We start from the raw sequence: 12,606 nt of genomic DNA, 5'->3' as shown, positions 1-12,606 counted from the left end.
CCGCCGCCGTGCGCAAGGCCATCGCCGGCAAGGCCGTTGCAGCCGAGCGACGGCGCCGCGATGACGCCCTGCGAAGCGCCGAGGGGCGGCCGCAGCCGCCGGCACCGCGGGGCGAAACCTTCTCGTTTTGAAGCAGCGCCGCTGGCGCCCCCAGCCAAACCGAACCCGGTTTGCCCCAGCGCCCAGCGGCCACGGCGGGGGCAGCCCAGCATGTTTTGACCACCTGGATGTGATTAAACCGCCCCTACCACCTTGCCCCGGGGCCGTTCGCTCTGCACCATGTGCACCTTTGAACGTGTGAGTAACCGGCCCGTGACCGCCCCTGCCTGGTATCTGCCCCTGAGCGACGCACTCGCCACTGCCTTGGCACAAGGCGCTGCGCTTGCCGAGCAGCGCTTGTCGCGTTGCGAAACCGCGGCAGTGCTGTTTTTGCAGCATTTACCCACGCTGAATTTGCAGCGCCCGGCACCGCTGATGTTACAGCGCCATTTCGCCGGGCTGCTGCGCCAGCCGCCTTCGCAGCTCGAACGCACCCTGGCCGTTTTTTTCGATGCCGGCGCGTTCGGCCACGGCCTTATGGTATCCGGTGGCTGCGCTATCGGCCTGATGGACCAGGCCAGCGTTGACCGCCAGGCTTACCTGCTGGCCGACGGCAGTTGGGATTTCGACTATGCCGCACGCTTTGCCGAGCGCGAAACGCCACTGCGCCATACCTTCACCAGCCCCACCGGCGTGCGTGTGCGCGTCAGCGACCACCAAAACCGGCTGTTGCAAACACTGCAGGCCAACCCCGGCGACTCGGTGCAGGCCCAGGCCCACGCCGGCACCGGCAAAACCCACTTGCTGGCGGCCATCCTCGATCACCTGGGCGCAGGCCGCTGCCTGTTCCTGGCTGACACCGAAGCTAAACTGGCACCCATTCGCCGGCGTTTCCCCCAGGCAGCCACCAGCACCTTCCTGGCCCTGGCCGCCGCCAGCGTAGAGCGCTCACTGGGCTGGGCATTCGCCCCGTACCGCAGCCGCCCCGAGTACAGCATGACCACCGCCGATGTGGCCCAGGCGCTGGCATTGCCCGAGGTATACCCGTACAGCCCGGCCCAGGTGGCGGCTATCTGCCGCGGCACGGTGGTAAAGTTTTGTGCCTCCAGCCATGGGCTGCTGGACCTTGCGCACATCCCCAAGGCCTACCAATGGCTGGAGGAACCTGCGCGCTTGCTGTTGGTGCACCACGCCCGCCGGCTGTGGGACGCCTTGTTCCAACCGCCGCAAGCAGGGGTTACCCTGCCCATCCGCAGCGCGCATTGGATCAAGCGCATGGCGCTGGCCCGGGAAGTGATCGACGAGCGTTACAGCCACGTGCTGATCGATGAAGGCCATGACCTGACCGCGCCCATGGTGCAGATTCTCGACCGCAGCCCGCAGGCGGTGATCACCCTGGGGGACCGTTACCAAAACCTGGCGGGGGTCACCGTAAGCCATGCGGCAACCATTCGCCATCGCGACATGCGCCTGTCACTGCGAGCCGGCACCGCCCTGCAAGACCTGGTGAACCCCTTGATAGACGCCTACCCAGGCAGTCTCGATCTGCCCTTCGAGGGCGACCGCACCCGGCATACCCAGGTGTGCCCCTACCCCGCCCTGGGCATCCCACAACGGCCGACGCTCATCCTGGTAAAGGACCACTGGGGGCTTTGGCAGTGGGTAACACGCCTGGCCCATGCAGGCATCCATTGCCAAGTGGTGGCCAGCGGGCCGGATGAATTACTAAGCCTGGTGCCCGATGCCGGGAGGTTGTTTCGTAGCGATGTCCGCTCCAACCGGCCCGAGCTTGCGCGTTATCGCAGTTGGGACCAACTGCGCCGAGCCAAGGCCGCAGACCCCAGCTTTGCGCGTATCGAACAGTGGTTGGCCGGCCAACACGACCACCGCCACCTCAAGCCTTGGTACAGCCTGCTCGCCCCGGCGCAACTGGCCAGCAGCGAAGGCTACCGGGTGGCCTTGGTACGTGATGTGCGCAATTTTGAATTCCCCTCACTGGCGCTGGCCGACGACCTCTACGCCGGTGGCCCGCTGCATTCCGACCGGGAATTGCCACGGCAACTGGCCCTGCTCTACACGGCCATGACGCGGGTGCGCGATGAACTGTTTTTGCCGGCCAACCATGAAGAACTGCTGCACTCGCTGCTGGCCAAGCGGCCAAAGCCGTTACGTCGGTAAGGCCGCTGGGTGTTCATCGCTGCCCGCTAAACCGGCGCTTTACCTTACCGCCCAGCCTGGCTTTACGCGCCCCCCGGCACCGAGGTGCTCGCCTGACCCACCCCGCCGTAAGCGGCCGGCCACTGCACCCACCTGAGCACCCGGGCATAGCGATTGGGCAAGCCTGTCTACCCATCAACGACCTCATAAGGATAGGCCTGCTGACATAGAGCGATTATGGTGTTCCTTAGGCTGCGATGTACGGGATCGGCGTCCATACGAGGGTGCCACATGGCCAATATATTGAACGAGGGGACAGCCGATGGCAGGGCAACGCTTACGAGCCCTGCAGGGGGGCAGCCAGAAATAGTGTTGCCCAAACAGGAGCCCGGCACTACGGCGATAAGTTCTGATCGCCGGGCGATCCGCATTGCATCGGGGTATCCCGGAACTAACACGGTGATATTCCTTTTCAAACCCATGGCCGCCAGTACGCGATTGAGCGGCTCAATTGCATGTGCTTCCTGTAACGCTGCAACGTGGTTGAAGGCAGCAAAGCGCTCAAGCGTCACCGGCGTACTGGCTAGGATCGGGTGCCCGATGCGAACGACGCCGACGTATGCGTCTTGAAACAGGAACCGGGTACGAATCTCTGGTGCGGATGTGCCAAGCCGACCGATTTCCAAATCAACCAAGCCGTCGCGAAGCGGTTGTGCATCTTTACCGGGCCTGGTTTCAAAGCTTAGGCGGATGCCGGGTGCTAGTTGATTGACCGCCGTCACGACTGGGGCGCAAAGCCATTCCATGAATGACTCACTCGCCCGGACAGTGAACGTTGCTTCTACGGAGGCGATGTCCACCTCACTTACCTGCGGCCGTAGAATCACCCGGGCATCACGGGTCAACTCGTGCACCCGATCACGTAGTTCCGCGGCGCGGGGCGTCGGTACGAGCCCCCGCCCGGCGCGTACAAGCAACGGGTCGCCGGTCACCGAACGCAGGCGAGTCAGCGTGCGGCTCATGGCCGAGGCGCTCAAGCTCAGCCGGTCGGCAGCACGGGTCACGCTGCATTCTGTAAGCAACACGTCAAGCGCCATGAGAAGATTCAGATCAACGTCGCTCATAGGAAACCTGCTGAAGTAGAGCCGCCTGACAGGGCGTTGTCTGCAACTATATTGTGATTCCCTTGCGCCTACCGCTTTTTATGGCGCCTCCCTATAGTCAAGGCACCTTAAGGGCAAAGGGAGCCAGGCATCATGTCTAACGATGCGTTTACCACCACTGCCGGTACCGTTCTCATCATCGGCGCGTCTCGGGGTCTAGGCCACGCCATGGCCGCAGAGTTTTTGCAAAATGGGTGGAGCGTCGTCGGTACCATTCGCGGCACGGCCAGGACAGCACTGCATGATCTAGCAGCCGAACACAAAGGGCGTGTCGAGATCGAGCCCCTCGACATAACCCAACCGGATGAAATCGAAGCGCTGTACCAACGCCTTTGCGCAAGGTGTTTCGATGTGCTGTTCGTGAATGCCGGTACCGCCAATGCCAACCAGGATGAAACCATCGCAGAAGTGTCGACGGACGAGTTCGTTCGAATCATGATCACCAATGCGCTGAGCCCGATGCGCGTGATCGAACGCCTGCAAGGCCTGGTGCCTCCGAGCGGCCTGATCGGCGTCATGTCGTCGGGACAAGGCAGCATCACCAATAATGAGAAAGGTGGCCACGAGGTGTATCGCGGGAGCAAGGCAGCACTAAATATGTATATGCGCAGTTATGCCGCACGGCATGCCGAAGATCCGCGCGCATGGGTGTTGATGGCGCCAGGATGGATACGTACGGCGCTAGGAGGGCCAAGCGCCCCGTTCAGCCTCGAAGAAACCGTTCCGGAAATTGTCCGTACGCTCCTCTCGCTTCAAGGAAAACAGGGCCTGCGGTACGTCAACCGCGAAGGTAAAACCATCCCCTGGTGAATACCTGGCCGTACACCGCTGCTCTGATGTCGGCTGCAGCGAGAATACATCGCTGCTAAGCGGGATACCCAATGACACTGACGGGTATTGAGGACCGCCGTTTGACCGCTCAAATGCCGACCAGAGGCTGGCGCTGCGCACGAGTTTGTTCAATGATTGCGCCAGCCCCGAGCGAGCGATCTTCGGCCCATAGCGGCCAAGCTCTTCTCCTGCCGGTACAGCGGCAAGCGGTCAGCGAACTTCGCCACCATCACCCAGCGGCGCACCCGTTCAGGCTGGCGCCTGGTTACCACCACGTTTCCAACTGTACACCCGCGTTAGACCCATGCAACGCCGAACCATAGGCCCCGGTGTCCGACAACGCCGTGCCGTCATCGGCCGCCAATTGCGCGGCACGGTTCCATTTCGCGTAGGTGTAGTACAAGCGCACCTCCGGCCGCGTCAAAAACCCCTTGCCGACGCTCCACGTAGGCGCGATGGTGAACTTGTCAAGTTTGCGCTTGCCGCCGCTGTCTGGGCGAATCTGGTCGTGGCCGTATTCGGCCACCAGCTTGAAGTGCTCAGTGAAGGCGTATACCGGGCGCACGCCGAACGATGTCTAGGTCGAGCCCTGGTCGTTGGGGGCCTTGGTTTTCTGCACCACGGCCAGCAACTGGCCGCTGAAATTATCGGTAACCTGCCAGCGCGGCGACTCCAGCACCCGCCACGTGGTGGTATCGCGTGAGGCGGTCAGTTCACCGGTTTGCCCCAACCCGGTGCCAGGCCCCTGGCCGTACTGCACCACGAAACGGTTCTGGCCACCGAAGAATTTTTCCTGGTTGTGCTCCAACGTCAACGACCACCCGCTGTGGCTGCCCTCGACCTGCCCGGCTTTTTGGATGTAGCTGGCGCCCAACTCCAAAAAGCCGTTGGGATTAACCTGCCAGTTGCCCACGTTGAAATCATGGCGGGTGGCTTTGTGCGGTTGGTCGGTGGTGTCTTCGCGGGTAACCGAATAGCTGAACAGGTAACCGCCCAGTTTGTAATCCTCGATACCCACACCCTCGCCGCTAGGGTTCCAATAGTAGAAGTCGCCGATATGAATGTCGTGGCGCTTGTAATAACGCCGCCCCGCCCAGAACGTGCCGCCATTGAGTAGCGGCGACTGCAGCCCTGCCCATAGCTGCGGCAGGCGTACACGGCCGTCGTCATCTAAAAAGGTGGGGAAATGGTTATAGGGCTCGTACAAGCTGGCCATGCCCCCTACCCGCAAAACGGTGCCATCATCGCCTCGGTAAAGGTCTTGGGTCAGCTCCAACTCCCAATACGTTTCGCATTCGTTGCCCAAGCGGTATTTCATCGGCGCACCGGGCAGTTGAAAACACTGCTGGGTGCCGCCGCTGGTAGCTCCGGCGGTGCCCACGCGCCCATAGCCGTTGAACTCCAAGCCCTGGGCACCTATGGGCACCGCCATGGCAACGGGCAGCAACACACTCAGACCTGCTTTGCGGTGAAGTAACATCACGCTCTCCTTAATTCGCTGCTGCATGGTCGTTTGCGTCGCAAAAAAACGACCTCGACGAACGGAAAAAGTGCAACGCAGCGTACGCGTGCCGTTTCAATGGAACTCCCTGGGTAGGCCGCGATTCAGAAACGTAGGCCAGAACAACAAGGAGTACGCCATGACCACGCGGGAAGTGCCTTCGGCTGCCGCAGAACACGGTGACACGGCGCAACGGATCTATGAAACCGACCTGCCCGCCCGCCTCGACCGCCTGCCATGGGGGCGGTTTCATACACTGCTGGTGATGGCCCTGGGTATTACTTGGCTGCTCGACGGACTGGAAGTGACGTTGGCCGGTTCCGTATCCGGCGCCCTGAAGGACAGCCCAGCCCTGCACCTGAACAACGCCGACATCGGCCTGGCCGGTACGGCCTACATTGCCGGGGCGGTATTAGGCGCATTGTTTTTCGGCTGGCTCACCGACCGCTTGGGCCGGCGCAAGCTGTTCTTCATCACCTTGTTTTTGTATATCGGCGCCACCGCGCTTACCGCGTTCTCCTGGAACCTGTGGAGCTTCTTGCTGTTTCGCTTTCTGACCGGTGCTGGCATTGGTGGTGAGTACACCGCGATCAATTCGACCATCCAGGAATTCACCCCGGCACGCTTTCGCGGCTGGGTAGACCTCACCATCAATGGCACCTTTTGGGTGGGTGCAGCCCTCGGCGCGGGGGGTTCGATCGTGCTGCTCAACCCCGACGTGGCCAGTGGTGACCTGGGTTGGCGGTTGTGCTTCGGCATCGGTGCGGCGTTGGGCCTGGTGATCATGCTGATGCGCTTGTGGGTGCCGGAGAGCCCACGTTGGTTGTTGATTCACAACCAGCCGGAGGAAGCCTTGCGCATCGTCGAGCAGATCGAGCGACGGTTTCGCGACCTTGGGCATACACTGGCGCCGCTGAATGAACCGCCCCTGCGCCTGCATTCACGAGACCACACGCCGTTGGCGGAGGTGTTCAATTCATTGTTCAAGGTGCACCGCCAACGGGCGCTGGTGGGCCTGACATTGCTTACGGCCCAGGCATTCTTCTATAACGCGATTTTCTTCACCTACGCGCTGGTGCTCACTGACTTTTACGGTGTGCCTTCGGCGCACGTCGGCTGGTATGTGCTGCCGTTTGCGCTGGGTAACTTCTGCGGGCCATTGTTGTTGGGGCGGTTGTTCGACGTGGTGGGGCGCAAGGTGATGATCAGCCTCACCTACGTGCTTTCCGGCGTGTTGCTTGCGGCCAGCGGCTACTTGTTTGCGCGGGGGGTGTTCACGGTGGTGGAGCAAACCGCGGCATGGATGGTGATTTTCTTTTTTGCCTCGGCGGCAGCCAGTTCGGCGTACCTTACGGTCGCCGAAACCTTTCCGCTGGAAATCCGCGCGCTGGCCATTGCGGTGTTCTATGCCTTCGGTACGGCTTTGGGTGGGATCATCGGCCCTACCCTGTTCGGCGCGCTGATTGAAAGCCATGACCGCTTTAATGTGTTCGTCGGGTATTTGCTCGGCGCCGCGCTGATGGTCGGCGCGGGGCTGGTGCAGGCGCGTTGGGGCGTGGCGGCCGAACGCCAGGCGCTGGAGAAGGTCGCGCAGCCGCTTTCGCAGGCCGCTTAACGGCCCATGGCGGCATGGGTTGCTCAGGGCGCGATGTGTTTTCGAACGGGGGGCGCCATGTTCGCCGCCAGCGCGATCGAGCTGTCGCGCTGGGTCGGCGGGCGACTCAACCAGCAAGCACCGGCCGCGAGGGAGCCAAACGTGGCCTGGTGGCGAGGCGCGTACTGTTTGAACGATCACACCACTAAAACTTGTGCCTTTTCGCCACCCTGTCGTTTAAATCTGCACGTCGAACATCACGGTGATATCCCCTTCCCACATGCTGCCAGGGAATTTGACCATGTCGGTGACAGCGGTGGTTTCCAACTCTACCGCCCCACGGCTGAAAGCTTCGAAGGTATATCGGAAGTCCTTTCCGGTACCGACCGGGGTGCCATCGCTTGGGCCTATGGGCGATGCGCCGTTTAGCCAACTGAACCCTACTTTTACCGGCACCTGTTCAGTGCCCCCAGTGCGCGTCAAGGCACATAGCGAGTTCGCGGCCACCGTGCCACAGCGATAGCTGAACGTACCCCGCGTGCCGTTGCTGGCTACCCGCAAGTTAAAGGGTAAAGAGTTCACCAATTTGCTGGGCACCGCGCCACCCGCCTGCCAACGGTCCCATTCTGCCTTGCCGCCCGGAGGGGCAAGCGCCACCACACTGAGGTCGTTTTCGAAGACCAATTCGAAATCCTTCTGGATGGTCAGCTTGAAGCGCACCTCGAAAACGCTTGGCGGTGGCGAGACCATTCCGGGGCCAAGGGCGATATCGCCGGCTTCGCCCGCGGTCAGGATGAGTGTGCCCTCGTAAATGCCAGGAGCGATACCCGCGGAGGGCACGCGAAGATAGGGAGAAATGCCAACCGTGATTTTGTAACTGATCTCTTCATCGGCCGACGGTTGAACCGGTGGGTTTAACCTCGATACGGAGCATAGCCCCGTAGTATTGGGGTCGAGCTTTAACATGTTCGGCGGCATGTACTGCAAAACGCACGCCCAAATGTTCCAGTCAGTTTGCGGATCAGAGCGGGAACCCAGCGAATCGGTTTCTGCCGTCCAGCTTTGCTGAGTCACGGTAGCCTGAAATTTCAAGTCCATATTGAAACTTCCGGTGTCCGACGTGAAGGTGATTCTTTTTATACCGGGAAGGGCAAATCGTGGCGTACGATCGGCGTCCGCGCCATTTCCCAAGGCGACGATTCGGCTGTACTGTATATCGAAGCCAGCGCAACCGTTGGACGAATTCCCGCAGGCTGGATCATTACCGATGTTGACATAGGTCGCTGTGGTGGGTGTCCACGCCTCCTTATCGACCACTTCGGCCAGCGCCATTGGCGCGCTCGCCAGCAATAGCGCACCGGCGGCTAGGCGGGCCAAGCCTGGAAGTAGCGCCATGGTTTTTTTTCGGTTCATGTGTTCGGTTCTCTGCAGTTCGATGCGTGGGGATTACCTCTCAAGCGAGGCGGGGCGATCACTCGGGGTAGCGCAGCGCGTGGCGCGTTTTGCCTTCTACCAACTCAAAGCGCCACTGTTCGCCGGCGGCCTTCTCTAGGCCATGGCTGCGCCCTGGGCGGATGTATACGGTTTGGGGCATCTCACAAGCGGCCGTTTTCAGGTCACATCGCCTGAGGCCTTCGAGGATCACGCTGCTATTGCCCTGGTTGCTCAGCACCAGGTCATTCGCGCCGGGCACCCGCTGGGTGTTGTAATACGGGTGTTCGGGGCTCACGATCAGTACCCCGCCGTAGCCGTGGAGCACTTGCACTCCGGCATGGGAGGCCTTGCCATAAGCGGTCAGGTCTTCGTCTGTGGCGGCGAATACGTCCCCGGCTCGCGGTGCCACCGGCCTATAGCGCAGGCGAAAGTAGCGCTCCTGCTCGCGGGTACCGCGGTAGATCATCTGCATCAATTGGCTACCGCCGGCGGGGAGAATGAAGCGCGCCGGGGTGACCAACAACGGCCGCAGCATTCCATCGGCCGGCAGAGGTACTTCGTGGCTTTGGCCATCCGCCGTGAAGGTAACCTGCGCCAGCTCCACTTGAACGAAAGCGGTCAACTGGCCCGTATTGCCAAGTTGTTTGACCATGCTGGAGCGCCCGGCAGCCAATGTATCGACCAGCGCGCCAGGCACCAGTCTCGGCCCCACCGGGGCCACCGGCATCGCCGCTGCTGCAGTGGCGCCCGACAGGGCCGCGCCGCAAGTAGCGGCAAGTACCACCAGCCGCCAAGGGTTGCGCTTCATCGGCTTAGGCTCCGTGGTTCGGGGCGATGGCCGCATCGGCTACCTCACGCGGGTCGCAGGTCAGGTCGCCGACCAGCAGCACGTTGTTGTCACGTTGGGCGAGCGCCATGTCCACCTCCACCAGGCAACTGCGCGTACCTTGGCGCACCTCTAGGGCAGGTGTGCTTTGGCTCATTTCCACGGCGAAGAAGCCGTCGGCCTCCGTCACACTGCGGCTGGCATGGTTGGCCACGATAACCCCCGGCAATGCTTTTTGCCTTGAGTCGAGTAGGCGCCCGACCACGGTGACCGTGCGCATGATCCGCACTTGCTGGTAGGCGACACCACCTTTGTTAAGGTGATACCTGGCAACCCGCGGCTGCACACTGATCGGCTCGCCGTCGTCACCCTCGGTGTCGAAGGTGAGCTTGCCGGGTTTGTAGGCACTGACCGGCACCAGGTTGCGCCCAGCCCGCAACGTGCCTTGCAGGCCTTCACCATCAAGGCTTTTGAGCTCCACGCCGGGCGCATCGCTGATAACATCGATGACCATGCCGGATGGGTATTCGCCACGGGAGCCTGCGATGGCCATGCCCCTTTCGGCCATGGCCACGGTGTTGGAGAGGTTCAAACCCCCACCCAATTCTCCGTTATACGACGAGCTTTGCACGTAGGCATCGCCGCTGGCCACGGCGCTCTCGAAACTGGCCCGGCCGCCCAGGCCAACGCCGTAGCTGTCGTGGTCCAGGGTGCCGGTCACGCTCTTGAGCACCGGCCCGTCTACCCGATGCTCGTAATTCACCGACACGGTTTGCTCACGGCTACCATCGCGGGCGGTGCGGCTGCCGAGACTACCGTATAAGCTGTTACCTTTAGCGCCCAACTGCATGGACAGGCTCAGGTCGATGCCCCGGTTGCGCCTGTTGGCGCTGCCCAGGGTGCCCGGCCGGTCGAACAGCGAGGCTCGCCACGTAGCATCGGAGCCGAACAGCTCGCTGCGCTGCAGCCAGGATAAGTCCGCGCCCACGCCATTGACGGCGCCGTCGCTGTGGGTCAGCCGTGCATTGAACGAGCCGCGGTGGGTCACCTGGTGCTGCCAGCTCAGGGCGTTTTGCTGGGTGTCTTTCACCTCCCGAATGTAGCGTGGCGCGACGAAGGCCGGCAGGTCACGGCCCAGGCTATGGGTGTAGAGCCAAGTGCGATTATGGCTAGCGATTATGCTACCGCTTGTGTAGCGGTACACCGCCTGTAGGTCCAGGCCATTGCCGCGGCCTTCGGTGCGAGAGAGGTTGGCATAGCCGCTGAGTTGCTCGGTGGCCGTCCAGTCTAGCGACAGGCCATATTGTTTGGTGCCGTCGAGCTGTTCCAGCGATGCGCCCAGAATCGCCCGAGGGTGCAACAGGTAGTTGCCGATCAACCCGGCATTGAAGCCTTCATCACGGTTGCTGTAACGTTGGCTGCTCAACAGCTCATGGCCTTTACCCAGGTAAGCGTTGTAACGCCAGCGTCGGCTACTGTCGCGCCAGTTCGTGGGCTTGTAGATCAGCTCTTCGCGGGTTTCGATGACCTGGCCGTCTTCGACCAGCCGCACCTCGACGCTGTAGATGCCACCCGGCAGCTTGCGCGTGTCCAGCGCCTGCAACCCGGCTTCCACGGGTGCGCTGTGGATCAATGCATCGGCACGGTACACCTCCACCGTGGCCGGGCGGTTAGGCGTCACATAGATCGGGGTGGCACTGGGCTGGTCGCTGTGAATCAGCAACGTGTCGCTGCTGCCGAACATCGCCCCCAGGGTGCTTTGCGGCAGGCCCGACAAGGTACGCGGTTCGCGGCTCAGCCCCTGGGTGCTGGGGTTGAAGTAGCCCAAGCGTACAAAACGTTCACCAGCCACGTGGTCGGCGTAAAGGCTGCCAAGGCGGTAATCGTCACTGCTGTAACCGTGACCCGCGCTACGGTTGAGCTGCCCTTGGCCAACCCCGGTCCATTGGCCCAGGCTGGCAGTCACGGTGCCTTGGTAGGTGCCGTACATCTGTGACTCGCTGCCGGCAATGTTCAGTTGGTTGTTGAGCAGCACCCCACGGCTGGTCTCGGGGGGGCGATAAAAGCGTTGCTCGGTAGGGTCGCTCTCGGCCTCACGGGTAAGAATCGACAAGTGCGAGCGCTCCAAGCTGTAGTGGAGCGCGATCAGATCATGAGGGCACGCCTGCTCGCAGCTGCCCAAGGGAAAGGGTTGCGCCAGCGCAGCCAGCCAGCGGGTACGGTCATCGTCGCCCAGGCTGGATTCGCCGAAGTCGTTGTATTTGAGCAGCTGTACGGTGTTGTCGCGCCCCAGCATCAGCATGGCGTCGCCTAGGTAGCTACCGTTGAGCTCTACCCGTACCGCCAAGGGGGTGTCGAAGAAATACTCACTGAACTCAGCGGGTAACCCTTTGGCCTGTTCCAACAGGCCCCCAGCGATGACGGGCGCCCCAGCCCCGGCCAACGCTGGCGCGGTGAGCCAGCCGAGCGCGCACGCCATGGCCAGCCGCAACGGATTGAGTGCGAACACGTACAAACCTTCCTATCGAATGGCACAAACGAACGGGCACTGATGGCCCGTCGTGGTGAGAACCGTGGCTTAAGGCGCGGCGTTTTCGAAGGTCATGCTGATCATTCCGAAGTATTCGCCTGCCGGTTGGGTACCACTGGTGGCTGAAATCTCCACCGGCATGTTTTGGCCAGCCGCGGCTTCTGTTTCAGTCAGCAAGGTCACCGGGGTGTTCACGGTCACGGCTTTACCATTGACGCTGACGGCCAGTGCGATGGTATTGCCACCACCGGTGATCTGCGCGGGGGGGTCCAGCTTGGCGGTTACCGTGTTAGCGACGGCCTTGGCATACAGGAAGTTACCGGTCACTGGCAGCAGCTTATCATCCATGCCTACACCCATTTGCACCGGGCGGGTGGTCCAACCTGTCGGGTCGAGTACCTTGAAGTCGCTGGTCGGAATGCTTGCGGTCACGGTGATCATTTTGGTGATCGGATCGGCCATGGCCACCTGGCTAGCGAGAACCAGGGCTAAGGGGGCCAGAAAGATTTTTTTCATGGTGAAGCTCCACTG

General features: G+C 61.8%; 8 protein-coding genes and 2 pseudogenes. 3 read left to right on the top strand and 7 right to left on the bottom strand.

Annotated elements, in window-relative coordinates; all coding sequences use genetic code 11:
• Window positions 1–312 precede the first annotated feature (312 nt).
• On the top strand, window positions 313–2,217 hold the full coding sequence (locus tag HAQ05_RS24760) for an AAA family ATPase (protein ID WP_190425991.1): 1,905 nt from the start codon (window positions 313–315) through the stop codon (window positions 2,215–2,217).
• Between the two features lie 167 nt (window positions 2,218–2,384).
• Here HAQ05_RS24760 and HAQ05_RS24755 read toward each other — a convergent pair whose 3' ends face one another.
• Window positions 2,385–3,320: a LysR family transcriptional regulator gene (locus tag HAQ05_RS24755; RefSeq protein WP_190425989.1), complete on the bottom strand. Its 936-nt coding sequence runs from the start codon at window positions 3,318–3,320 to the stop codon at window positions 2,385–2,387.
• A gap of 132 nt (window positions 3,321–3,452) precedes the next feature.
• On the opposite strand from HAQ05_RS24755, the gene HAQ05_RS24750 reads away from it, so the two are divergent.
• Window positions 3,453–4,169, top strand: coding sequence for an SDR family NAD(P)-dependent oxidoreductase (locus HAQ05_RS24750; RefSeq protein WP_190425987.1), 717 nt, complete (start codon window positions 3,453–3,455; stop codon window positions 4,167–4,169).
• 118 nt (window positions 4,170–4,287) lie between these two features.
• Here HAQ05_RS24750 and HAQ05_RS29555 read toward each other — a convergent pair.
• Both HAQ05_RS29555 and HAQ05_RS24745 read right to left on the bottom strand, forming a co-directional pair.
• Window positions 4,288–4,423: pseudogene (locus tag HAQ05_RS29555) on the bottom strand (IS66 family transposase); the annotation flags it as partial.
• A gap of 32 nt (window positions 4,424–4,455) precedes the next feature.
• Window positions 4,456–5,670, bottom strand: a pseudogene (locus tag HAQ05_RS24745) (carbohydrate porin).
• A gap of 160 nt (window positions 5,671–5,830) precedes the next feature.
• Between HAQ05_RS24745 and HAQ05_RS24740 the strand changes: the two are divergent.
• Window positions 5,831–7,306 carry an MFS transporter gene (locus HAQ05_RS24740; RefSeq protein ID WP_190425986.1) on the top strand — a complete coding sequence of 492 codons (1,476 nt, stop codon included), beginning with the start codon at window positions 5,831–5,833 and terminating at the stop codon, window positions 7,304–7,306.
• A 216-nt stretch (window positions 7,307–7,522) separates the two neighbouring features.
• Here the strand turns inward: HAQ05_RS24740 and HAQ05_RS24735 are convergent, their stop codons facing one another.
• The 4 genes from HAQ05_RS24735 to HAQ05_RS24720 all read right to left on the bottom strand — a co-directional run bounded on the left by HAQ05_RS24735 (window position 7,523) and on the right by HAQ05_RS24720 (window position 12,591).
• A complete protein-coding gene (locus tag HAQ05_RS24735; RefSeq protein ID WP_190425985.1) occupies window positions 7,523–8,698 on the bottom strand; it encodes a hypothetical protein in 1,176 nt (391 codons plus the stop codon).
• A 58-nt stretch (window positions 8,699–8,756) separates the two neighbouring features.
• The gene (locus HAQ05_RS24730) at window positions 8,757–9,527 is read right to left on the bottom strand and encodes a molecular chaperone (protein WP_190425984.1); all 771 of its coding nucleotides are present in this window, start codon (window positions 9,525–9,527) and stop codon (window positions 8,757–8,759) included.
• A gap of 4 nt (window positions 9,528–9,531) precedes the next feature.
• Complete coding sequence (locus HAQ05_RS24725; protein WP_190425983.1) at window positions 9,532–12,054, bottom strand: TcfC E-set like domain-containing protein; 2,523 nt, start codon at window positions 12,052–12,054, stop codon at window positions 9,532–9,534.
• 69 nt (window positions 12,055–12,123) lie between these two features.
• The gene (locus tag HAQ05_RS24720; protein ID WP_190425982.1) at window positions 12,124–12,591 is read right to left on the bottom strand and encodes a CS1 type fimbrial major subunit; all 468 of its coding nucleotides are present in this window, start codon (window positions 12,589–12,591) and stop codon (window positions 12,124–12,126) included.
• Between the last annotated feature and the right edge of the window lie 15 nt (window positions 12,592–12,606).

Source organism: Pseudomonas typographi, from assembly GCF_014694385.1.
Taxonomy (GTDB): domain Bacteria; phylum Pseudomonadota; class Gammaproteobacteria; order Pseudomonadales; family Pseudomonadaceae; genus Aquipseudomonas; species Aquipseudomonas typographi.
Note: the sequence above shows the minus strand (reverse complement) of the source record. Positions and strands in the feature narration are given on the sequence as shown.